The sequence below is a fragment of the Acetobacter aceti genome, from assembly GCF_002005445.1.
Taxonomy (GTDB): Bacteria; Pseudomonadota; Alphaproteobacteria; order Acetobacterales; family Acetobacteraceae; genus Acetobacter; species Acetobacter aceti_B.
Genome location: NZ_CP014692.1, coordinates 724967 through 747534 on the forward strand (window position 1 = coordinate 724967; position 22568 = coordinate 747534).

The 22568-nt window shown below is 57.2% G+C and carries 18 protein-coding genes and 1 pseudogene; 10 read left to right on the forward strand and 9 right to left on the reverse strand.

The features are described from left to right. Positions 1–33 precede the first annotated feature (33 nt). The 7 genes from A0U92_RS03275 to A0U92_RS03300 form a co-directional block, all read right to left on the reverse strand. Entirely contained in the window at positions 34–645 is a 612-nt protein-coding gene (locus A0U92_RS03275; protein WP_077811981.1) for a nitroreductase family protein, read from the reverse strand. A 152-nt stretch (positions 646–797) separates the two neighbouring features. Beyond that, entirely contained in the window at positions 798–1775 is a 978-nt protein-coding gene (locus A0U92_RS03280; RefSeq protein WP_236748255.1) for an ABC transporter substrate-binding protein, read from the reverse strand. 36 nt (positions 1776–1811) lie between these two features. After that, complete coding sequence (locus tag A0U92_RS03285) at positions 1812–2189, reverse strand: 4Fe-4S dicluster domain-containing protein (protein WP_077811982.1); 378 nt, start codon at positions 2187–2189, stop codon at positions 1812–1814. After that, positions 2186–2455, reverse strand: coding sequence for an FAD-dependent oxidoreductase (locus tag A0U92_RS18175; protein ID WP_236748256.1), 270 nt, complete (start codon positions 2453–2455; stop codon positions 2186–2188). Before A0U92_RS18175 ends, A0U92_RS03285 begins: the two co-directional genes overlap by 4 nt. 14 nt (positions 2456–2469) lie before the next feature. Next, positions 2470–3771, reverse strand: coding sequence for an FAD-dependent oxidoreductase (locus A0U92_RS03290; RefSeq protein ID WP_236748257.1), 1302 nt, complete (start codon positions 3769–3771; stop codon positions 2470–2472). A gap of 23 nt (positions 3772–3794) precedes the next feature. Beyond that, the gene (locus tag A0U92_RS03295; RefSeq protein WP_077814225.1) at positions 3795–5999 is read right to left on the reverse strand and encodes a TonB-dependent siderophore receptor; all 2205 of its coding nucleotides are present in this window, start codon (positions 5997–5999) and stop codon (positions 3795–3797) included. A gap of 78 nt (positions 6000–6077) precedes the next feature. Next, the gene (locus tag A0U92_RS03300) at positions 6078–7373 is read right to left on the reverse strand and encodes an NtaA/DmoA family FMN-dependent monooxygenase (RefSeq protein ID WP_077811983.1); all 1296 of its coding nucleotides are present in this window, start codon (positions 7371–7373) and stop codon (positions 6078–6080) included. A gap of 202 nt (positions 7374–7575) precedes the next feature. Between A0U92_RS03300 and A0U92_RS03305 the strand changes: the two genes are divergently transcribed. From A0U92_RS03305 to A0U92_RS03315, 3 genes and pseudogenes are all read left to right on the forward strand, one after another. Further along, positions 7576–8931: an LLM class flavin-dependent oxidoreductase gene (locus A0U92_RS03305; RefSeq protein ID WP_077811984.1), complete on the forward strand. Its 1356-nt coding sequence runs from the start codon at positions 7576–7578 to the stop codon at positions 8929–8931. A gap of 25 nt (positions 8932–8956) precedes the next feature. Further along, positions 8957–10288, forward strand: a complete 1332-nt coding sequence (locus A0U92_RS03310; RefSeq protein ID WP_077814226.1) for an LLM class flavin-dependent oxidoreductase — start codon at positions 8957–8959, stop codon at positions 10286–10288. A gap of 173 nt (positions 10289–10461) precedes the next feature. Next, positions 10462–11067: pseudogene (locus A0U92_RS03315) on the forward strand (IS630 family transposase); the annotation flags it as partial. Positions 11068–11112: 45 nt separating this feature from the next. Here A0U92_RS03315 and A0U92_RS18595 read toward each other — a convergent pair. Next, entirely contained in the window at positions 11113–11469 is a 357-nt protein-coding gene (locus A0U92_RS18595; RefSeq protein ID WP_187668984.1) for a hypothetical protein, read from the reverse strand. 20 nt (positions 11470–11489) lie between these two features. After that, positions 11490–12491 (reverse strand): HTH-type transcriptional regulator GntR, encoded by a 1002-nt coding sequence (gene gntR, locus A0U92_RS03320; RefSeq protein WP_236748258.1) that lies wholly within the window; start codon positions 12489–12491, stop codon positions 11490–11492. Positions 12492–12656: 165 nt separating this feature from the next. Between gntR and A0U92_RS03325 the strand changes: the two genes are divergently transcribed. The 7 genes from A0U92_RS03325 to A0U92_RS03355 all read left to right on the forward strand — a co-directional run bounded on the left by A0U92_RS03325 (position 12657) and on the right by A0U92_RS03355 (position 22493). Beyond that, positions 12657–13943: an MFS transporter gene (locus A0U92_RS03325; protein WP_077811986.1), complete on the forward strand. Its 1287-nt coding sequence runs from the start codon at positions 12657–12659 to the stop codon at positions 13941–13943. Next, positions 13940–14476 carry a gluconokinase gene (locus tag A0U92_RS03330; RefSeq protein WP_187668851.1) on the forward strand — a complete coding sequence of 179 codons (537 nt, stop codon included), beginning with the start codon at positions 13940–13942 and terminating at the stop codon, positions 14474–14476. The genes A0U92_RS03325 and A0U92_RS03330 overlap by 4 nt, the downstream gene beginning before the upstream one ends. A gap of 1 nt (position 14477) precedes the next feature. Continuing rightward, positions 14478–16307 (forward strand): phosphogluconate dehydratase, encoded by a 1830-nt coding sequence (gene edd, locus A0U92_RS03335; protein ID WP_077811987.1) that lies wholly within the window; start codon positions 14478–14480, stop codon positions 16305–16307. Between the two features lie 18 nt (positions 16308–16325). Next, the gene (gene eda, locus A0U92_RS03340; protein WP_077811988.1) at positions 16326–16970 is read left to right on the forward strand and encodes a bifunctional 4-hydroxy-2-oxoglutarate aldolase/2-dehydro-3-deoxy-phosphogluconate aldolase; all 645 of its coding nucleotides are present in this window, start codon (positions 16326–16328) and stop codon (positions 16968–16970) included. 208 nt (positions 16971–17178) lie between these two features. Further along, the gene (locus tag A0U92_RS03345; protein ID WP_077811989.1) at positions 17179–18762 is read left to right on the forward strand and encodes a carbohydrate porin; all 1584 of its coding nucleotides are present in this window, start codon (positions 17179–17181) and stop codon (positions 18760–18762) included. A 95-nt stretch (positions 18763–18857) separates the two neighbouring features. Further along, complete coding sequence (locus A0U92_RS03350; protein WP_187668910.1) at positions 18858–19979, forward strand: aldose epimerase family protein; 1122 nt, start codon at positions 18858–18860, stop codon at positions 19977–19979. A gap of 87 nt (positions 19980–20066) precedes the next feature. Beyond that, positions 20067–22493, forward strand: a complete 2427-nt coding sequence (locus A0U92_RS03355; protein ID WP_077811991.1) for a glucose/quinate/shikimate family membrane-bound PQQ-dependent dehydrogenase — start codon at positions 20067–20069, stop codon at positions 22491–22493. Positions 22494–22568 lie beyond the last annotated feature (75 nt).

Consider the following 22568-nt stretch of genomic DNA (forward strand, 5'->3'; position numbering starts at 1 on the left):
GCGGCGATCCTGTCCTGATCGCCGCTTTGCCGGTCAGGAACCGGCCGTGGGAGGTATGAAACGATCTTCGGAAGCCAGAGCATCGAGAGGGAGACGGGTCGAAGGCTTTTCCCGTTCCTGCAAATTTTCCGGAAGCTGGCTGACAGGCCCACGATGGCCGATGATAATGGCCGCATGCACGACATGGTCTTCCGGGAATTCCAGGCCGACATGAGCCAGTTCCTTATCGAAACCACTGACCGGATGGGTGTGCCAGCCGTTCTGATTGGCTTGCAACTGGATCAGGACGCTGGCGGCTCCTGCATCGAAAGCATGTGACGGCGCATCAACAGGTTCGCCTGTACGAGCGCTGTCGGTGACGGTCCGTGAAGCGATATAGACGATCGCGGAGGCGTTCTCGGCCCATGCGCGATTGAATGGGATCAGCCAGGAGAGAAACCGTTCCCAACTCGGCGTATTGCGGCGTGCATAAATGAAACGCCATGGCTGGGCATTGTAGGCGGAAGGCGCCCAGCGACCCGCATCAAGGATGGTGAGCAGTTCTTTCTGTGTAATTTCATCAGGTGCGAAGGCGCGTGGCGACCAGCGATTGAGAATGAAAGGGGCTACCGTCGAGCCGGCTTCACGGTCTGGGAATGATGTCATCGTGGGGCAACTCCAACATGGTCATAACTGGAAAAACCTTGGAGGTTCTTCCTATATTGTCTCTGGTTACACGGAGGTAATCAGCAGGGCAGCACACTGACGTACGGCTGCCAAGACTAAAAATGAATAATGCTGAAGAGTCTTATAGAAAATCAGGCGGGAATCAAAAAAGATCGATCGTAAAAATCGGCTACATTGAGCCGGGATGGAATGACACGAGCGGTCTGATAAAGATCGGCGACTTTCTGATGGATGGCAATGACGTCATCTGTGATGGAGGGTAGAGCTGTCACCACCATGCGCGAGGATGACACACGGGCAATATCCAGAGGTGTGCCGGTATCATGGGAGAAGGCAAGTGCGCGTTCTTCCGGATGGGCAACTCCCCAGGCAAGAGCTTTTCCAACGCGCGACATGAAATCAGTCAGTTCAGGCCGTTTGTTGGCAATGGCAACGTCACTGGCGATACCGCACATGACTTCATCAACCAGACCGTGGGCAGTCAGCAGAATACGGGCATGATCTTCAAGTTCAGCCGTCGCAGCATAAGGATCCCAGATCGCCCATGCATCGATTGATCCGCTGGACAGCGCCATTCGTGCATTCGCAGCGGTCAGAGGCGCTTGCACGATCTGGCCTATATCAAGACTTTCGCGTTGCAGAGCAGCCACAACCAGAAGATGGCCGGGTGAGCCTTTGACAAACGCGACACGGCGACCGATCAGATCTCGCATGGAGTGGACATTGCTGTTTCGGGGCACCAGTAACGCGTTGGATTTTCCATCCACACGCCACGCCGAAATTGCCTTGAGAGAGCTGTTGGACGCAAAGGTGAATGTGGCTGTTGCGTCTCCAACATATCCAAAATCAAGCGCGCCTGACGCAATTGCGGAGATCAAAGGGGCGCCAACGGGAAATGATGCCCACTGGACACGATAAGGTAATTGAGTCAGCAGTCCCGCAGCACTCAGCAGAGAGCGCACACCCCCTTTCTGGTCACCAACGAACAGTGTAGGGCCGCTGCTTCCATCCACCGGGCCAGACAGTCCGGGTGCTGCCTCCAGTGGCAATGGCAGCAATGAGAGAAAAGACGCACCAACCACTGTGCGTCGGGAAAGAAAAGTCTCCATATTGACGGCTCCTCTCAGAAAGCTGCGTAAATCGTTTCAGATTTTCTTCTCAGTATCCTTGTCACCGGATGGCCGAAGCGCATAGCGTGCAGATGAAATCATAACCCCTTCTCGTAAAAGACCACCAAGTTGCCAGAAGTTTTTTAGAGGGTCTTCTTCATGGCCATCCCATCCGTAATCCCGGCGGATATTTCCCAGAGGGTCATTTTTCAATTCTGAACGGGGAACACCGACAGCAACGTAAATGGCGTCTTCCGAGCAATAGAGTTCGCACAGAAAGCAGGTCTGACACTGATCCGGTCGTGCAATGACAGGGAGTTGACCGTCTTTCGCCATGTCGAGAACATGATCCGGACAGACCACGACGCACGCGTTGCAGCTATTGCATCGGTCGGAAAGAATTTCTGTAATCATGATACTGCATCTTCTGTAGTGCGAAATTTTTCAAGATACGGAGTGATCCGGCCCAGGCCTCCGGTGATTATCCGGCTCTGGTAGTCAGGATTTTGTTGAGGATAGTCTTCCCTTACATGCATGCCTCGGCTCTCCTTTCGAGCCAGTGCGGAGGCATTGCACCATCTCGCGGTCGCGACCATGGCGGCGGTCTCTCTTGCCGAAACCGTCTCCAGCTTTTCACTGTGCAGACTGGTCTGTATTTCTGACCACGCTTTGTCCAGCAAGGAAGCCGAAGACTTCAGTCTGGTTTCATTTCTCCAGAGCGCTTTATCCAGATCAAGCGTTTCTTTTGTGCGATCTGTATCGCAGCCTTTCTGTCAACAGCTTTTATGGCACCGGACGGACGCAATCCGGCGCCTCCAAGAGGTTTCAGTTTTTCGCTTCGATCCAAGGTTTTTCGATGTTTTTTGGCCTCGTGAGCGGCCCCGGTGCCCGAAAGCACCCCGGACGACAGCGCCCATGCAGCATTCTGCGCTCCACCACCGCTCGTGGCGCCTGCGATATGTTCGCGTGTTGCGGCATCTCCTGCAGCGAACAATCCTGGAACAGAGGTGGCGCAGACATCATTGACAATACGGAGACCGCCGATACCCCGGATTGTGCCTTCTCCGAAAAGTTTCACTTCAAACCGATCCTGAAACATGTCGATACCCCGTCGTTCAAAGGCAGCAACGGTTGCCGGCTGAATCTCCCTGACAACAGCCGGCAGCCCGGCGGGCGCTTCGTGAAGATCGGCATAAACCGGTCCGGCCCGGAAGGCATCGGCCAACTTGCAAAGATAATCACGAGGTTTATCCCAGCCGGGTATGGACAGGAGTTGTCCTTCTGCGTTGAAGTATCGCGCTCCCGTATAAGGCAGGGTGCGTGTACTGAGCCACGCAGGGGAGATGGAGTAGGAAACACAGAACTCCATTCCGGAAAGTTCTGCTCCGGCCTCCACGCCCATGAGATAACCGTCACCTGTGTTGTTGTGACTCCCCAGCAGGCCAGATCGAAAGGCGCAGCCTCCTGTTGCGAGTATGACCGCACCAGTCCGGGCGTTCCATGGCCTGTCGTTCAGCCGGTCGTAACCTGCCACGCCACCGATCGAGCCATCCTGCCGAGCCAGAAGTTCAAGAACAGGATGCTGATCAAGGATGGTGACGCCCAGTTCTGTGGCGTATTGCCGCAAGGCACGGAGATATTCTGGACCACGCAGGCCCGATCGAAACGTGCCCCCCTTGCCGTCACCCGAGAAAGGATACCATGGGGCTATTTCGGGAATGGACCGCCATGTTATGTCAATGATGCGTTCCATCCACACCGGGTCTGCCAGTCCAAAAGCACTCTCCAGTCGGCGTTCTATAGCAGTCTTGCGTAATTCCGGTTCCGGCGGCACCCACCAGTGATTCGGGCCGGCCGGTGCGGTGACGCCGCTGGTCCCCATGAAGCCTTTATCTGCGATAATGACACGGGCTCCGGTTTTGGCAGCGGAAATGGCAGCCCAGCCTGCAGCCATCCCTCCACCGACAATCAGAACATCTGCAGTGATCTCGTTCATGATGCTTTCCTGCTCGAGAAAATTCAGAAATCTATTCGTGCGCTGAGTGAGACCGTTCTCGGGTCTCCGGGGAGCGCCGCCATGTTGCCGTAGGTTGTCCAGTATCGCTGGCCACCCAGATTTCGGATCATTCCCCTGAAGGTCATATGATGTTTGCCGACAGGCATGACGTAATTGGCGCCGATGTCCCATATCCGATAGGAGGGAAGCGCCAGTGTGTTGGCTGCTCCATCATACATCGAGTCCACGTAACGAAAATAAGCGTCCAGACTCAGACCTTCGATATGGGGAACCCGGTAATGAAGCTGGGCGGATGCCTGCAAAGGTGCTGTACCCTCAACATGGTTTCCTGTTACGGATGCAGAAGCTTTCTGATAAAGAGCCGAAAGGTAGGTAATGCCGCCTGAAAGCGTAAGGCGCGGCGTTATGGCGAACGCTCCGTTTATTTCTACTCCCTGATAACGTGCCAATCCGTCCTGCATGTAATAATTCTGGGCATTCGTATAGCCGGTGCCGCTATCAAGACGAAATAAAGCACCCGTCAGAGACCAGCGTTTGCGTGCAATTTTTACTCCAAGTTCGTAATTGCTGCTTTCCATGGGAGCAAAAACTTCATTGCGATTGACATTGCTGCTTCCTGCCTGTCCACCGCTCTGCATTGCGCGAACGTAACTGAAATAGACATTCAGACCCGGATCTATCTTGTAGGTCAGTGCGAAGACCGGTGTCACCGGAGTATTGCTATGGCTGGCTGTCTTTGTACCATTCGAAGAAAAATCGTTTTCATTATACCAGGTATAACGGAAACCCGCGAGTAGTGACCAGTTTTTCCAGGTGACGGTATCACTCAGGAACGGAGCAATCTGTTGATAGTCAATATAGTGATAAAGGCGCGGATGATAGAAATCTGCTGGTGTGTGCCCGGATAGGGTTGGAATATCGTTGAAAATATTTCCTGTGGAAATAACCTTGTTCGTTGTTGCATTTGCATCTGTATCATACAATTGGCGTTCCCATGATATGCCAGCGACCATGTCATGTCGGAAAGGCCCTGTCTTAACATGGCCTTCGGTCGCTTCCTGAATCTGGTTATACCACCACTGTCTCTGAATGAAGAAGGCGTTGTCGTGGTAACTCCCCTTGTTGTCTGTCAATGTCATGAGTGTACCAGGGAAATCTTCATCCAGCACGGAATAGCGATATGATAGCCGGGAGTGCCAGTCAGGATTGATATCCCAGGTCAAACCGGCGGTGACGACTTTCATGTCATTGGTTTTCCAACTGCCCCGAGCGCCCAGTTGCGTCCGTCCACTGATGGATGGCAAAGACGTGACATTTGATGCAATCGACAGTGTGTTGATCATATTTTCCTGAAGCGTTTTCATGAAAAACATGCTGGCGTCCCATTTGAGGGAATTGGTTATTTTCCCATCGAACGCCAACGTCACACCATCACGTCGCATTGTGCCGCCATTGAACAGATTGCCGATTTCATTCACAAACGAAAAACGATAACGCAGACGTCCCTGATCCACGAGTGTTCCTCCGGCATCAATCATCTGCCGAAAGACGGCATCGGATCGATAGCCAGCTTCCAGTGATACTGTTGTGGCGTCATGAGGCTTCTTGATCTCAAAATTGACCACTCCGCCTGGAGCCCCAAAACCATACATGAAGGCCGAAGCCCCCTTGATCATCTGAATGCTCTCGAAATTCTCGACAGGAAGGTCGATTGACCAGTAAGGAATGGCCAATCCATCGACTTTGTAGCCATTCAGTGAATCGACAGACAGCCCTCGAATCTTGAAACTTGCTCCAGATGCAGCGCCATTGCCGCTATTGGCAATCGTTACAGAAGAATCCTGAGCGAAAACTGCATTGATGTCGGTGGCCTGACGAGCCTGAATTGTAGCAGCACTGACTGATGACACAGCAAATGGAGTATCGAATGCAGATCGGCTTCCAAGAGCGCCGCTATTGACGGCATTCCGTAGAGTACGACTCGCACCTGTGGAATGGACAGTAATGCTTTCAGAGGCAGCACTTTTAATCGACGAAATATTCTGTTTGAATTGTAGTTTTATGACGTCGTTACGATTTTCTTCTTTGTTCTTCGGGTGAGTCTGAACCGAAGCTGCAATGAGAGATTCTTCAGGGAGAGCCGTTGCAAAACCGGCAAAAATGAAGAGTCCAAGATAACGTGTCAGGAGGAGTTCTTTCTGCAGCATGATATTTTCCAATATAAAGCCGGGCTGCTCCGGTGAACATTGACAAGAAGAGGTAAGAGGAATGTTTACTGTTCTGCGTCATAACTCCAGATGATGGCGGAGAGTTTTTCCATTGTAACTCTGACGAAATGCGCCTCTGCGTTGAAGTTCCGGGACAACAGATTTAAGAAAAATATTCTCTGAAGCAGGGTAGTTCGGAGGGATGACCGTAAAGCCGTCAATGCCGGTCTCATTCACCCACGATATCATCTGATCGGCTACAGTAGCCGGAGAGCCAACAAAAGAAGGGAATGAGAGATCCCGGGCGTAGGAGAGTGCGGTCTGCTCCAACGTCAGTCCTTTTGCTCTTGCATCAGCAATCAAAGGCAGGAAGCGACCACGACTGCCACGGATTTCAGAATCCAGATCTGGGATCAATTCATCCCGAGCATACTGAGAAAGATCGTGATTCATGCTTCCGGACATAAAGGTCAGACCGGCAAGAGGATGGATGAGGGCATCCAGCTCCGCCTGAAATTCTTCAGCCAGAGAATCCGTTTCAGAAACGATAGGGACACAGCCGGGAAGTATTCGCACCTTAGCCGGATTCCGACCCGCCAATGCTATTTTCTGACGAAAGTCAGAGACAAAGTTGCGCGCTCTGGCTGGTGTTGTCAGAACAGGAAAAATGACCTCTGCGTAGCGGGATGCAACATCCGAAAAGCGTTCTGAAACGCCAGCCTGAATAAGAACGGGAGTTGCCTCCTGATATTGAGGAATATTGAGAGGACCTGCTATCTGAAAATGTTGTCCCTTGTGGGAAATCGGACTGATATGGTCCTTGAGTGCATAAACACCATTCTTCCGATCCCTCACAACGGCATCGGGTTGCCAGCTTTTCCAGAGTGATTGCACTACATCTATGAATTCTGCTGCACGGTCATAACGTTCTGCGTGTTCAAAGTGGTTTTGACGACTGAAATTGCGTGCTTCACTATCACTGACGGATGTGACGGCATTCCAACCCACCCGTCCATGACTGTAATGGTTGATGGCACCCAGCATGCGGGCAATATGGTAGGGTTCCGTATAGGTCGTGGAAATCGTTCCTGCGAGGCCAATTCTATCTGTCAGGACGGATAGTGCAGAGAGTAATGTTAATGGCTCCGGTGATCCAACGGCACGGCTGGTTACCGTAGCGTCAATTGACCCTCCATAATTACTGTCGATAGCCAGTTTGTCCGCTACAAAAACCATATCGAGCGCTGCACGTTCGGCCTGGCGAGCCAGTGAAGCATAGGCCCTGATATCCATTGGATCAGCATTGGAAGATGTAGCATGTCGCCAACCTCCAAGATGCAGACCGGAAAGGGTCAGGAACAGGGCCAGATGCATCAGGATACCTCAAAACGGAATTGATCCTATTCATACTAATGACAATGCGTTTTATAATAACAAGTTTTCCTTTTTTATTAATCAATGTTCAGCAATCAATGAGATTGTTTGCAATGCAGAATTCGTCAATTTAATATTTCTCGTTATCGAAAGAGGAAAACGGTCGTCAATGTCATCTCCCTATTGTTCAGGGGAGAGGGTCATGGGCTCAGTCAGGCAACGTCAGCTTAAGTTGGGTGCGATTCTTGCCGGTGTCGGTACGGATTTCAGCCAATGGCGGGATCCAGAATTGCCGCCGAATGCCAGCATTGACATTGATTGGTACATCCAGAATGCCCGACTGGCGGAAGAAGCCAAGTTCGATCTGGTTTTCATTGTCGATAGTCCATTTATTACGCCAGATACCGCGCCGCACTTCCTCAATCGTCTGGAGCCGCTTACTTTATTGTCTGCTCTGGCAGTTTCCACGTCACATATTGGCCTGGTGGGCACACTCACTACAACTTACTGGGAACCTTACAATGTCGCACGCCTGTTTGGCTCGCTTGATCATATCAGCAAGGGGCGTGCTGGCTGGAATGTAGTGACCACCGGACTGGAAGGTGCATCACGCAACTACGGTAAGGACAAACACCTTGATCATGCCCTTCGCTACCGGCGGGCAGAGGAGTTTGTGGATGTTGTGAAAGGTCTCTGGGATAGCTACGAAGATGATGCTTTTCCCTATGATAAAAAAAATGACGTTTTTCTTGATAAATCAAAACAGCACGCACTCAACCATCAAGGTGAATACCTGTCTGTTGCTGGGCCGCTGGCACTGAGTCGTTCGCCGCAGGGTTATCCCGTTATTTTTCAGGCGGGCGACAGTAACGCAGGACGACAACTGGGTGCGCAAATCGCAGATGGTACTTTTGCAGCAGTGGAAGATTTCGAATCTGCACAAGAGTATTATCACGATCTCAAGACGAGAGCGAAGGCGCTTGGCCGCGATCCTGCTTCCATTCATGTTCTTCCCGGCATCGCTCCGATTATTGCTGAAACGGATGAAGAAGCCCGTGAGATAGCTGTTAGGCGGGAGGGGGCGTTGGATATAGATAAAAAGCTTGTCGCTCTTGGACGGGCTTTCAATTATCATGATTTTCGGCAGTACCCGCTTGACGCGCCATTTCCAGATACCAGCAATCTGACTCTGAACAGCTACAAAGGTCATGCAGAGCGTATTTTGCGCGGGGTAAATGCAGACAGGCTGACGTTACGACAAGCGGCAGAGCGTTATGGAAGCTGGCGGCTCAGTTTCATTGGATCACCGCAAACCGTCGCCAATGAAATCGAACGCTGGTTTGTTGGGAACGCGGCAGACGGTTTCAATATTCGAGTAACCAACCCACGGGATTTCAAGCTTTTCCGTGAACGTGTCATTCCTATTCTTCAGGAACGTGGCCTGTTCCGGACCGAATATGAAGGAACAACATTGAGAGACCATCTTGGTCTTTCTGTCCCGGAAAATATATGGACGTCAAGGAAACGTGAAGACTCTTCACGTGCCGATGCCGCCTGATACTCCCTGCTGTGAAAGTGATAAAATGACACAGAAACGCAAGATCAAACTTGGCTTCATTCTGCATGGCGTGGGGCGTACATGGGATGACTGGCGCCATCCGGAACGGGATGTGCGGGCCAGCACAAATTTTTCTTTCTATCGCAAACAGGCACAGCTTGCAGAAAAAGGGAAGTTCGATTTTCTTTTTGTTGCTGACAGCCTGTCTATCAATGAGAAATCCAGTCCGCATTACCTTAACCGTTTCGAACCACTCACCATCCTGTCGTCGTTGGCTGCTGTTACCGATCATATCGGTCTCGTTGGCACGCTGAGTGTGAGCTATACGGAACCGTTCAATGTAGCGCGACAGTTCGCTTCCCTTGACCATATCAGCCATGGTCGGGCTGGCTGGAACGTCGTCACTTCATGGCTGAGTGACACCGCTGCAAATTTTGGCCGAAAGGAGCATCCTGCCCATAGTGAACGCTACCGCATCGCGGCGGAACATCTGGAGACCGTACAGGGTCTGTGGGACAGTTGGGAGGATGATGCGCTGGTTGGCGATAAAGCCGGCGGTATATTTGTTAATCCTGAGAAACTGCACAAACTGGATCATGCCGGTTCCCATTTTCAGGTCCGTGGTCCGCTGAATATTGACCGATCGCCTCAGGGTCAGCCTGTCATTTTTCAGGCAGGAGCATCGGAAACAGGACGTGATTTTGCTGCACGTCACGCGGAAGCCGTTTTCTGCGGTCCTGCTGATCTTGACGAGGCGCGTCTTTATTACGCCGATCTCAAGTCACGTGCGCGCAAATTGGGTCGGAAAGACGATCTGCCTTTCATTCTGCCCGGTGCGGCACCTATTGTCGGTTTAACCGAAGACGAGGCGGAAGCACGCTATCAGGAACTGGTTGCTTTAACTTCCATAGATACCGGTCTTGGTTTTCTTTCACGCTCATTCAACGATCATGACTTCAGGCAATACGATCTTGACGGACCCTTTCCCGAAGTCGAACAGATCGGTAATGAAAGCAACCAGAGCGCCTCGCAACGTATCCTTAAGCGGGTGAAAAAAGATAATTTAAGTATCCGGCAGATTGCACGCGAACTTGCCACGCCGCGGGGCGATTTTGTTGGCACGCCCGCGCAGGTTGCTGACGCCTTGCAGAACTGGTTTGAAACCGGCGGTGCGGATGGTTTTGTTCTTTTCGAGCCCTTGCCGGGACAACTGGATCTTTTTGTCCAATATGTCATCCCAATCCTGCAGGAGCGCGATCTGTTCAGGCGGGAATATGAACATGAAACATTTCGAGAAAATCTGGGTCTTTCTATCCCTGTCAATCGCTATGCTGTCGACCGCAAACAAGTCGGTTGATTTCAGTTTTCGTGGATTGCAACGGCTCTCCTTGACGGGATAGCCGTTGTGATCTGTTGTTTCATGCACATAATACCAATGGCTATTACGTCTGACACATCTGTGCAGTGAGGTGGCTGGCCTGTTCTGATTCTGTTTTGTGAGGGAGGATCGGAGATGGGTGGTGCGATTGCATTGCGGACGGATTAACGGCTGAGGCGCTTCCGCGGCTGGCCTCTCGTGCATGGGATGCGAATGTTGCCGGCGCCTTTTGTCTCTGGCTGCGGTGCGGGAGGGTGTCAGCCGAGGGGACGCGGCACGGATCGGTGGCATGGACCGGCAGACCCTGCGGGACTGGGTGCGCCGGTTCAATGCTGTGGGGCCAGAGGGCCTGCGGGATCAATGGCAAAATGGCTCTGTCTGCCGTCTGACAGCGGACCAGCAGGCGGAACTCCCGGCGTTGATCATGGCTGGACCCGACCATAACCGGGACGGCGTGGTCCGCTGGCGCCGCGTTGATCTGAAGCGGGTGATTGGGGAGCGCTTTGGCGTGTCGTATCACGAGCGCCACGTTTCCACCCTGCTGAAGCGACCGGGCTTCAGTCATGTCAGCGCCCGGCCCCGCCATACGGGACAGGCCCCGTCCGTCATGGACGCTTTCAAAAAACTTCCCGACACTCCTGAAGTCCCACACCGGCCATCTGCCGCGCGGCAAACGGATCGAAATCTGGTTCCATGACGAAGCGCGGATCGGGCAAAAGAACGGTGTCGTCCGGCAATGGGCCAAACGGGGAGCGCGTGGAACAATCTCGTCGCACTCCCCGACACCATCCGTTCCATCGGCTTCAGAATATGGGCTCATAAAGGTCAAACGTGATAGCCGGTGGTATGAGCCGCGCGAAGAAACGCCACAGCGTGCCGATTGCAAAATGATGGCTTTCCTCAGCCAGTCGGGCGCGGATCCCGGGCAGGGTCAGATCATCCTTCTGGGCAATCAGCGTATGAATACGCTCAGCCTGCGCCTCGATCCGGTGAGACAGACGATCCCCGCCACAGGGTCCGGCGGCAGCACTGCCGGTCGTGGCGGCAAGAGCGCACCAGCGAACCGCACTCGCCGGACTGACGCCAAACCGTTCAGCCGCCTGACGACGCGAACATGGCCCATAGCGCTTCCTCCCACTCGAGTGAAAATAATGCACCATCAAAGCTCGGGACTAAACAGCTAGGTGCTTTCCCTTGCATGTAGCGTGAACCCCAAATCGAGCCGGGCTGCCTCGGGCGCCCGACCGCACATCAGGTCCAGCAGCATCTCGGCCGATTTCCTGCCGATCTCGTAGCGTGGCGTGGCGACCGTGCTCAGAGCCGGCACTGTCCAGGCTGAAGCCGGAAGATCGTTGAAGCCCGCGATCGCAAGCTGCCGCGGCACCGCGATGCCCCGTCTCTGGCAATGGAACAACGCGCCTTGCGCTAAGTCGTCATTGCAGAAGAACACCGCTTCAATATCCGGGCATTCCGCCAGAACGCGGTCCAGGAGTGCTGCGCCAAGAGCTACCGAGGACCGATCCGGCACCATCAGTTCGTAGGGGGCGTCCAACCCGACCTCCTTCATTGCGCGCCGGAATCCGGCCCCGCGCGCCAAGGTTCGCGGATCCAGTTGCGCCGCCACGAAACCGGTGCGTCCATAACCGCGCTCCACGAAATGCCGCGCGATGGCGGCACCACCTTCGTCCTGCGAGAAGCCCACCGAATAGCTGCCCACCTCACCACTCAGTTCCATCATCTGCACGACCGGTACCGCTGGTGTTTTCAGCAGATTCAGCGTTCCCGGCAGATGGTCGATGCCGGTCAGCAGCACGCCGTCCGGTCGAAACGCCAACAATCCACGCAATTGCCGCTCTTCTTCTGTTGGAAAATAGTTGGTTGTCGCCATGATGATCTGATAGCGCTGCTCCGACAGCACCGCATCGATACCGGCCAACATTTCCACAAACACCATGTTGGTAATGGAGGGGACCAGTACCGCAACATTCATGGACCGCGCGGAAGCCAGAGCGCTGGCCGCGCGGTCCGGCACGTAACCCAGTGCCGCCGCGGCTTTCTCGATCCGCGCCCGCAGATCTGGACTCAACCGGGCGGAACCTCGAAACGCGCGCGAGACACTGATCATGCTGGTGCCGGCTGCCGCCGCCACATCTTCGATCGTCACGCGGCCCTTGACGGGCATGCGTGGTTTCCGGCCGGCCATCGATCTGGTGTCTCCTCAATTTCCGCTTTACAGACAAAACGTGTTAGCGTTAACAATAAGCTCAAAATCAATAATCAAGGTACGAACAGCAGCTTCATAATCAACAATCAAGAGAAGCTCCATAATTAACGTATCGGGGGAAGTATGGCCTGCATTTCCGCGCAGGTCCCACGGCGTCGCTGGATTATCGGCGGATTGCTCGGTGGGGGCGTGCTTGTCAATTATATCGATCGGATCAATCTCTCGGTCGCAGCGCCGCAGCTCATGGCGGAGTTCCACCTCACGGCCACCGATATCGGGCTGCTTTTCAGCGCTTTCTTCTGGTCCTACGCGCTGTTGACGATCCCGGCCGGCATGATCCTCGATCGGTTCGGTGTCACATCGGTCGGTCGCTGGGGCGCATTCCTGTGGTCCATTGCCTCCGCTGCGGTGGCATTCGCTGGTGGGTTCGGCGGCATCTTCACGGCCCGCCTGCTGCTGGGCGCGGCCGAGGCGCCCTGCTTCCCTGCCAACGCCAAGGCCACCGGCTACTGGTTCCCGCGGCAGGAGCGCTCTGTAGCGACCTCGCTCTTCGACGCAGCGGCGAAATTCGCCAATGTCATCGGCGTACCCCTTGGCGCGTTCGTTGTGGTGAATTTCGGTTGGCGCTGGGGCTTCGGTGTCACCGCCGCGCTGAGCTTCGCTTATTTCGTAGCCTATTATTGTCTCTATCGAGATCCGTCAGCGGATAAGAACCTCTCGGGCGAGGAACACGCGTATATCCTCGACGGTGGCGCCACCCCGGAAGGTGAATCCGCGAGCGGCGCGGGCTCCATGCTGCTTTACCTGCTCCGTCAGCGGAAAGTGTGGGGTCTGAGCCTCGGCTTCGCAGCCTATGGCTACACTTTCTACCTCTTCCTCACCTGGCTGCCGGGCTATCTGGTGCAGGCGATGCACATGAGCATCCTTGAATCCGCCGGTTACGCCGCAATTCCGTGGGCCTGCGCCACAGTGTCGGATATCGTGTTCGGCGGCCTGCTGGTCGACCACTTGATCGCGGCCGGGTATGACGAGACCAAAGTTCGCAAGACCGTGCTGGTGGTCGGGATGCTGTTCGGTCTCTTCGTGTTCAACGCCACACAGACCACCGATCCCCGCTGGGCGATCTTCTGGATTTCCATCGCCCTGTCCGGCCTCGCTGCCTCGGCCCCCATAGGCTGGTCCATTCCCTCACTCATCGCCCCGAAAGGTGGCACTGCCACCATTGGAGGAATCATGAACTTCCTCAATAATATGATGGGCGTCATCGCGCCGATCGTCACTGGATTTATCGTCAGCGCCACTCATCATTTCGAGGCTGCGTTCCTCGTCGCTGGCGTGATGCTTCTGTTTGGCATCTTCTTTTATGTGGTCGTTCTGGGGCGGATCGAACAGATCCCGTCGCCCGTATGAGCGCGGTGCGCTTCATCGTCGTCATGGGGGTTTCCGGCTGTGGAAAATCCACGGTCGCGGCCCTTCTGGCCGGACGATTGGGCTGGGAATTCGTTGAAGGCGATGCTCTCCACCCTGCCGCCAATGTCGAGAAAATGCGACTGGGTATCCCGCTGGACGATACGGATCGCGCGCCCTGGCTCCAGGAAGTCGCCCGCACGATCCGGGATTGGCGGGTTGCGAGCAAGACCGGCATCATCGCCTGCTCGGCTCTGCGCCGATGCTACCGCGAGGTCATCGTCGGAGGGGCGGACGATGTGCGCTTCATCTATCTGCGCGGCAAGTCGCCGCTGATCGCGGAGCGTCTGGCTGCCAGACAGGGTCACTACATGCCCGCGAGCCTGCTGGAAAGCCAGTTCGCCACGCTCGAAGAGCCCGACCCGGACGAGCCCGTCATCACGATCGACACGGGAGCGTCGACAGGCGAGCTGGTGACCGAAGTGCTCAGCACATTGCATCTGGCGCCCGACGGGTACGGCCAGGGGAGTCCATGAGATGATACATACCGTCCTGAACGAGGTTACCGCCCGGATCATCGAGCGAAGCCGCCCCCGGCGGGAGGCCTATCTGCGGCGTGTTTCGGATGCCGCAAGCAACGGGCCTGTGCGTCAGGCGCTGGGCTGCGCCAATCAGGCGCACGGCTTCGCGGGGTGCGGAACGCCGGACAAGGAAAGACTGCGCGATGGGCCGGGGCCGAGTCTCGCCATCGTGACGGCCTATAACGACATGCTCTCCGCCCATCGTCCTTACGAGAACTATCCGGAACTGATCCGTGAGACCGCGCGCGCGGTGGGCGGAGTGGCGATGGTGGCGGGCGGCGTGCCGGCGATGTGCGACGGGGTCACTCAGGGCGGGGCAGGAATGGAACTGTCCCTGTTTTCCCGTGACGTGATTGCATTGGCCACCGGCGTCGCTCTCTCCCACAATACGTTCGACGCCGCCTGCTTCCTCGGCATCTGCGACAAGATCGTACCGGGTCTGGTCATTGGAATGCTCACCTTCGGTCACCTGCCTTCGGTGCTGATCCCCGCCGGCCCCATGCCGTCCGGCCTGTCGAACCCCGAGAAAGCGCGCATCCGCCAACTCTACGCCGAGGGCAAGGCCAGCCGCGCCGACCTGCTGAAAGCCGAAGGCGAAGCCTATCACGCCCCAGGCACCTGCACGTTCTACGGCACTGCCAACACCAACCAGATGCTGGTGGAAGTCATGGGCCTGCACGTGCCAGGCGCGGCCTTCGTCCAGCCCGACACGCCCCTGCGCGAGGCGCTCACCCGTTTTGCCACACGGCGCGTCCTTTCCCTGACGGCGCTTGGCGATGAGTATCTGCCCGTCGGGCGGATGATCGACGAGCGCAGTTTCGTCAATGCCATCGTGGCGCTGCATGCCACCGGAGGCTCGACCAACCACAGCATCCATCTGCTGCCTATGGCGGCGGCGGCTGGAATCATCCTGACATGGCAGGATCTGGCGGATCTCGCCGCCATCACCCCACTGCTCTGTCGGATCTATCCTAACGGACAAGCGGACGTGAACCATTTTCAGGCTGCTGGCGGCACGCCCTTCCTCATCCGTGAACTACGCGATGCCGGGCTGTTGCATGCGGACGTGGAGACTGTGATGGGCCGGGGGCTGGACGCCTATGTGAAGGAGCCCTTTCTCGAGGACGGTGCGCTCGCCTGGCGTGATGCGCCGACGGCGAGCGGCGAAGAGACGGTGTTGCGCCCGGCTTCCAGGCCGTTCCAGCCGACCGGCGGTCTGGCGCTGCTTAAAGGTAATCTCGGTCACGGCGTGGTGAAAACCTCCGCCGTCGCACCGGTGCGTCACGTCATCGAAGCTCCATGCCGCGTGTTCGCGTCCCAGGAGGCCGTGCAGACGGCCTTCAAAGCAGGGGAGCTGCATGGCGACATGGTGCTGGTGGTCCGTTTCCAGGGACCGAAAGCCAATGGCATGCCGGAACTGCATAAGCTGATGCCGCCACTGGGGGTCTTGCAGGACATGGGATTCAGGGTAGCACTGGTCACGGACGGTCGCCTCTCTGGCGCGTCGGGCAAGGTGCTCTCCGCTATCCATGTGACGCCCGAGGCGCTGGAGGGTGGTCCGCTGGCGAAACTGAGAGACGGTGATATCGTCCGCGTCGATGCCGTCAAGGGCAGCCTCGACGTTCTGGTGCCGCAAGCTGAATGGGACGCCCGAACCGATGCTGTCGCGGATCTCACCTCTGGTCATTACGGAACGGGGCGTGAACTCTTCTCCCCGTTCCGTCATCTGGTCGGCCGCGCCGATCACGGCGCCAGCATCTTTGCATTTCATGAAGAACCGGCATGAACCGGGGGAGGAGTTAGTATGAGTCAGGGTCATATTCAGGACGGTTTGGAGCACATCCTGCGTCTCGCCCCGGTGGTCCCTGTGGTGATCGTGGAGAGCGTAGCGGAGGCCGTGCCGCTGGCCCGCGCCTTGGTGAAGGGCGGGCTGAAGGCCATCGAGATCACGTTGCGCACCGCAGCGGGGCTGGACGCGATCCGCGCAGTGGCGGCGGAAGTGGAAGGGGCCGTGCCCGGCGTTGGCACCGTGCTGACGCCCGCGCAATACAGGCAGGCCGCCGAGGCGGGAGCCAGATTTGCTGTCTCGCCCGGCGCCACGCCCAGGCTGCTGGACGCGGCGGAGGACGCCGGCCTCGCCCCGTTGCCGGGCATCGCCACGGCTTCCGAAGCGATGGCGTTGATTGAGCGCGACTATCGCTTCGCGAAGTTCTTTCCTGCCGAGGCGGCGGGCGGGGCGCCGTTCCTGGCTTCCATCGCTTCCCCTTTGCCGCAACTGACCTTCTGCCCCACCGGCGGCATTACGCCGGACATCGCGCCGCGCTACCTGAAACTGCCCAACGTCATCTGCGTCGGCGGCTCATGGATGGTGAAGCGGAGCGTGATCGAGGCGCAGGACTGGGACGCCATTACCCGTGCCGCCGAACAGGCGGCAGCAATAACCGGCTGAGCGAAGGAGTTTCGTTTCATGCGGGCCGCGCCACCGATATCCGGTGAGCGCGGCTTTTTTTCGCATTTTAAAACACTCTTTTCTACAAAATGGATTTTATCGATTTCATTCCAAAATCACTTATTCGTGTCTGGTCCGCCGACCATCTTTGCATGGCGCAATGTTAGCGTTACCATGATGTTCATAATGCATCTTAATAGGGTTATGAATGACGAGCCGTACATTCAGGCTGTGGCGTAATACGAAGAAAATAAGCGCGGCGGTGTTGATCGGATATTGCGGAGCAGTCAGTGCGTCGGCTCACGCACAGGTCTCAAAACCATCATCCACCCGGCACGATGACAGCGGACCTCATGGGAGCATGAGAGAGGGCGCGACACCCAGCCCGCCATCGTCCCAGCCTGCCATCTCCGTGGACGATCCGCCCACTCTTTTCGGCAGTCCCTATAACCGAGCGCCTTCCTCTCTGGGGACGACCCGCCATGCTGTGACGCCTGTCCCCGACGAGCCTTTCATTCCGGCGTCGTTCGAGGACTGGCTGGCGCAAACGACCATGACCGGTAACTGGGGCGGTGAGCGCGTGCGGCTCCAGAACGAAGGTATCAACATTTTCGGCCATTATCTCGAGGACAGTGCCGGAAACCCGATCGGTGGCCGCGGACGCACCGTGCGGTACGCGCATGAAGCAGCTCTTGGGGCCGATGTAAATTTCGCACAACTCACGGGTCATAATATCGGAATCTTCCATATCCTCCTGACCGAACGCGCCGGGCAGGGTATCGGCCAGCAACTGCCGGCTCTGAACAGTCCGCAGGAGATCTTCGGATCTGGAGAGACGATCCGTTTCACGCGACTTTCGTTCGAAAGGCAGTTCGGGCGATATGTCGATACCGAGATCGGGTGGATCAATACGGAAAACGACTTCGCCCAGTCTACGACCCATTGGGGCATGAATCTGTATTGCCAGTTCCAGACCAATGCGATCTGCGGCATGCCACAGGGGATCGCCAGCAATTCCGGTTATGGTTATTACCCGACTGCTCATCCCGGCGCATATATCAAGGTCTTTCCTTTTGGAGATCAGCGCATGCTGGTCTCCGCCGGCATCTACAACGTCGACCCGACGATCTCGAATACGGGCTATGCCTGGAAGATGTGGCTGCACGGATCCACGGGCGTCTTTCTGCCGTTCCAGATCGGCTGGCATTTCGGCGGTACTGACACGCACGGCGCGCTGCCGACGAACGTCAAGGTCGGCGGATATTGGGATACCTCAGAAGTCAATAACGTCTACGGCCAGTTCAAGGGATTTCAGATCCCAGGAGTGGATGTGGGCAACCTGCCGATCGAGAAAGTCCGGGGTCGGTTCGGCGGATGGTTCGAGGGCGACCAGATGCTGCAGCGTGACCGCGCCGATCCGCACCGCTCGACGATCGCGTTCCTGTCCTTCACCTGGGGCGATCCCAGAACGGCGATCGCGCCCTATTTCATCACCTGGGGCATTGTCCGGAAGGGCACGTTCTGGAACCGCCCGAACGACACGATCAGCATTGGCGGAAAATTCAATTTCGTAAATCCCAAGCTCGGGATTTACGCCGCCGCTCTTCAGCAGCAAGGGTACACCAACATTCTCAAGCCCAGTGGCGAGCATGCCGGTGAGATCAACTACGGCTATCGCCCGGCACCCTGGCTCACCCTGCGTCCGGGCGTCCAATATATCTGGCATCCGGGTGGCACGAACCGCTACCGCAACGCCCTGCTGCTCGACATGGAAATGGGGACGACGTTCTGAGCCTCGCTATCCATTCTGTTGTATTCAAACCGCAAGGATCCATCCCGATGTCGGTCCATCTTTTATCTCGTCGTCACATCACGCGCCTCGCCGTGATGGGGGCCATTTTCCCGTTCGCATACGGCGTCGCGACCGCAGCGCCGACGGTGTCCGTGGCGCCCTGGGGGCAACTGGCCGACGGGCGTCAGGTCCAGATCGTGACCTTGAAGAACGACAAGGATGTGACGGTGCGGGTCATCACCTATGGCGGCATCATCCAGTCGGTCGTGACCCCGGACCGCGAAGGGCATCCCGGCGACATCGTGCTCGGCTTCGGTAAGCTTGAGGGATATACGGTCGATTCCGCAAAAGGGGGGCTGTTCTTCGGGGCCATGATCGGCCGTTACGCCAACCGTCTCGCGGGCGGCGATTTCACGCTCGATGGCAAGAGCTACCATATCGCCGTGACGGCGCCGCCCAATGCGCTGCATGGAGGCAAACTGGGCTTCGACAAGAAACTCTGGACGCTCGCCGGGCGTCGCGCGGACAGCAGAACGGCGTCCGTCACACTGGCGCTCGTCTCGCCTGATGGGGATCAGGGGTTTCCTGGAAAGCTGACGACAAAGGTCACTTACAGCCTCGACGATACCAACGCCCTGACGCTCCATTACACGGCGACGACCGATGCCCCGACGGTCCTCAACCTGACGAACCATAGCTACTGGAACCTCAATGGCGAAGGTTCAGGATCGATTGCTCCCGAAATATTACAGATCGACGCCAATCGCTATACGCCCACCGATCCGACATCGATTCCGACGGGCGAGATCGCGCCCGTCGCCGGCACGCCGCTCGACTTCACCAAACCTCGCGTGATCGGTGACCGCCTGCGCGATTCTTTTACCCAGATGATGTATGCGCGCGGATACGACCATAACTGGGTGATCGATGGTCCGGCGGACGAGGCCCCCCGGCTGGCGGCCCACCTGTACGACCCTCGCTCCGGGCGGTCGATGGACGTCCTGACGAGCCAGCCGGGCCTGCAGGTCTATACGTCGAACTCGCTGGACGGCGGCTACGCAGGTCTCTCCGGCAAGGCCTATCGCCAGACCGATGCCATCGCTTTCGAGGCTGAGCATTTTCCCGACAGCCCGAACCATCCGTCGTTTCCGACGACTGTACTCCGTCCGGGCCAGACATTCGATTACACGACGATCTACCGGTTTTCGAATCAGTGAGACGATCGATCGAAGCCATGCCGGCCCTGGCATAACCGCGCGTCGGCGCCGCGACCATTCTTCCAATCCGACAGTCTTGGAGACGACATGAACACGCTCCCTCGTCCACCGATGCCGGTCGTGCTGACGGCGCTCCTCGTCGCGTTGATCGGCGTCGCTCTCACCATTGGTGGAGCATGGCTGTCGACGTACGGCGACACGCCCTATTATCTCGTTTGCGGCGTCGCGATGCTGGCGACCGCTTTTCTCCTCTATCGCGGCAAGGCGGAAGCTCTCTGGGTCTATGCGGCGATCACGCTCGGCAGTCTGATCTGGGCCATCACCGAAGCCGGCTTCGATTTCTGGTCTCTCGTCCCGCGCAGCGACGTGATCGTCATCATAGGCATATGGCTGCTCCTGCCGTTCATCAGGCGTCCGCTGGGGGCCAGACGCGCCACGATCGCCCCGCTGGGCGCCAGCCTCGTGCTGGCGATTCTCGTGATCGCGTTTTCGTTCACCCAGGACCCCTATTCCCTTGACGGCAAGTTGCCGACACGGGTTGCCAACGCCGCCCCGGGCGACGCCGCCGCGATGCCCGATTCCGAATGGCACGATTGGGGGCGCACACAGTATGGAAACCGCTTCTCTCCACTGAAGCAGATTGACGCTTCGAACGTGGGCAGTCTGAAAGTCGCCTGGATCCTGCGGACCGGAGATCTCAAGACGGCGAACGATCCCGGCGAGACGACGAACGAGGGCACGCCCGTCATGGCGAACGGAACCCTCTATCTGTGCTCCACCCATCAGAAGCTGTTCGCGGTCGACGCGACGACCGGCAAGACGAAATGGGTGTTCGATCCCCATCTCTCCGTCAATCCTGGTTTCCAGCACCTGACCTGTCGTGGCGTGACCTATCATGCTACGCCCGCAAGCGCATTGACGATCGACGGGCAAGTCGCGCCGACCGAATGTGCGCGCCGTATTTTCCTGCCGACGAATGACGGCCGCCTGTTCGCGATCAATGCCGACGACGGCTCGCGCTGCTCCAGTTTCGGCAACAACGGCGAACTCAATCTGCGCGATGGGGGGATGCCCTTCACGCAGGTCGGCGGATGGGAGGGCACGTCCCCACCCGTCGTCACCGACAGGCTCGTCATCCAATCGGGCGCCGTGACCGACAACGGCTCGGTGCATGAACCTTCGGGTGTTACCCGTGCGTACGACCTCTATACCGGCAAGCTCGTTTGGGTCTTCGACACAGGCAATCCCGATCCAAACCAGATGCCGGGTCCGGACCACAAGTTCGTGCCGAACTCGCCGAACTCGTGGATCACCTCGTCCTACGACGCCGCGCTCAACCTGATCTACATCCCGACCGGCGTGCAGACCCCCGACGAATGGGGTGGTAACCGTGACCAGAATTCCGAACGCTACGCCTCCGGCATCCTCGCGCTCAACGCCGATACCGGCAAACTCGCCTGGTTCTACCAGACCGTCCATCACGATCTCTGGGACATGGACGTTCCCTCACAGCCGAGCCTGGTCGATATCAAGCAGAAGGACGGGACCGTCATCCCGGCGATCTATGCGCCTGGCAAGACGGGCAATGTCTTCGTCCTCGACCGCCGCACAGGAAAGCTGATCGTCCCCGCTGAAGAACTTCCGGTCCCGCAGGGAGCCGCGCCCGGCGATCACGTCTCGCCGACACAGCCTTTCTCCGATCTCTCGCTTCGCCCCAAGGCGCTACTGACAGGTGCTGACATGTGGGGCGGCACAATGTTAGACCAGCTGGTCTGCCGGATTGCTTTCCACCAGTTGCGCTACGAGGGCACCTTCACGCCTCCCTCGACGCAGGGCACACTGGTCTTCCCCGGCAATCTCGGGATCTTCGAGTGGGGCGGTCTCGCCGTCGATCCACAGCGCCAGATCGCGGTCGCCGACACCCTCTCGCTACCGTTCGTTTCGCGCCTGATACCGCGTGGGCCGAACAACCCGCTCTGGCCGTCTCAAAACAACGCGGGCGGAACTGGAGGAGAAAGTGGCCTCCAGCATAATTACGGCGTTCCCTACGCTGTGGAAATCAACCCGTTCGTTAACCCGGTGCTGGCCAGAGTCGGCCTAAATCTGCCCTGCCGTAATCCGCCCTGGGGCTATATGGTCGGCATCGACCTGACCACCAACAAGGTGATCTGGAAGCACCGCAACGGCACCATACAGAACAGCCTGTACGGAAGCTCGCTGCCGATCACCCTTCCGCCGGTGAAGATTGGCGTGCCGGCGCTTGGCGGGCCACTGGTCACCGCAGGCAACGTGGCCTTCCTCACGGGCTCGATGGACTACTACATCCGCGCCTACGACGTGACGACGGGGCGGGTGCTGTGGCAGCAATCGCTGCCTGCTGGTGGGCAGTCCACGCCTATGACGTATGCGGTGAACGGCAAGCAGTATATCGTCTCCTATGTCGGCGGTCATGGTTCGTTTCCGACGAAGCTAGGTGATTACCTAATCGCGTGGTCTCTTCCCGAAGCGAAATGACAAGCTCAGCCACACCTCGATCCGGCCCGTCTGGTCTTCGTCGACGAAACCGCCGTCCCAACAGAGATGGCCCGT

Bases quoted from the DNA above. Each gene is read 5' to 3' on its own strand.
- A0U92_RS03275 (WP_077811981.1), bottom strand. From the start codon at position 645: ATGACATCATTCCCAGACCGTGAAGCCGGCTCGACGGTAGCCCCTTTC.
- A0U92_RS03280 (WP_236748255.1), bottom strand. From the start codon at position 1,775: ATGGAGACTTTTCTTTCCCGACGCACAGTGGTTGGTGCGTCTTTTCTC.
- A0U92_RS03285 (WP_077811982.1), bottom strand. From the start codon at position 2,189: ATGATTACAGAAATTCTTTCCGACCGATGCAATAGCTGCAACGCGTGC.
- A0U92_RS03290 (WP_236748257.1), bottom strand. From the start codon at position 3,771: ATGAACGAGATCACTGCAGATGTTCTGATTGTCGGTGGAGGGATGGCT.
- A0U92_RS03295 (WP_077814225.1), bottom strand. From the start codon at position 5,999: ATGCTGCAGAAAGAACTCCTCCTGACACGTTATCTTGGACTCTTCATT.
- A0U92_RS03300 (WP_077811983.1), bottom strand. From the start codon at position 7,373: ATGCATCTGGCCCTGTTCCTGACCCTTTCCGGTCTGCATCTTGGAGGT.
- A0U92_RS03305 (WP_077811984.1), top strand. From the start codon at position 7,576: ATGGGCTCAGTCAGGCAACGTCAGCTTAAGTTGGGTGCGATTCTTGCC.
- A0U92_RS03310 (WP_077814226.1), top strand. From the start codon at position 8,957: ATGACACAGAAACGCAAGATCAAACTTGGCTTCATTCTGCATGGCGTG.
- A0U92_RS18595 (WP_187668984.1), bottom strand. From the start codon at position 11,469: ATGGTGCATTATTTTCACTCGAGTGGGAGGAAGCGCTATGGGCCATGT.
- gntR (WP_236748258.1), bottom strand. From the start codon at position 12,491: ATGCCCGTCAAGGGCCGCGTGACGATCGAAGATGTGGCGGCGGCAGCC.
- A0U92_RS03325 (WP_077811986.1), top strand. From the start codon at position 12,657: ATGGCCTGCATTTCCGCGCAGGTCCCACGGCGTCGCTGGATTATCGGC.
- A0U92_RS03330 (WP_187668851.1), top strand. From the start codon at position 13,940: ATGAGCGCGGTGCGCTTCATCGTCGTCATGGGGGTTTCCGGCTGTGGA.
- edd (WP_077811987.1), top strand. From the start codon at position 14,478: ATGATACATACCGTCCTGAACGAGGTTACCGCCCGGATCATCGAGCGA.
- eda (WP_077811988.1), top strand. From the start codon at position 16,326: ATGAGTCAGGGTCATATTCAGGACGGTTTGGAGCACATCCTGCGTCTC.
- A0U92_RS03345 (WP_077811989.1), top strand. From the start codon at position 17,179: ATGACGAGCCGTACATTCAGGCTGTGGCGTAATACGAAGAAAATAAGC.
- A0U92_RS03350 (WP_187668910.1), top strand. From the start codon at position 18,858: ATGGGGGCCATTTTCCCGTTCGCATACGGCGTCGCGACCGCAGCGCCG.
- A0U92_RS03355 (WP_077811991.1), top strand. From the start codon at position 20,067: ATGAACACGCTCCCTCGTCCACCGATGCCGGTCGTGCTGACGGCGCTC.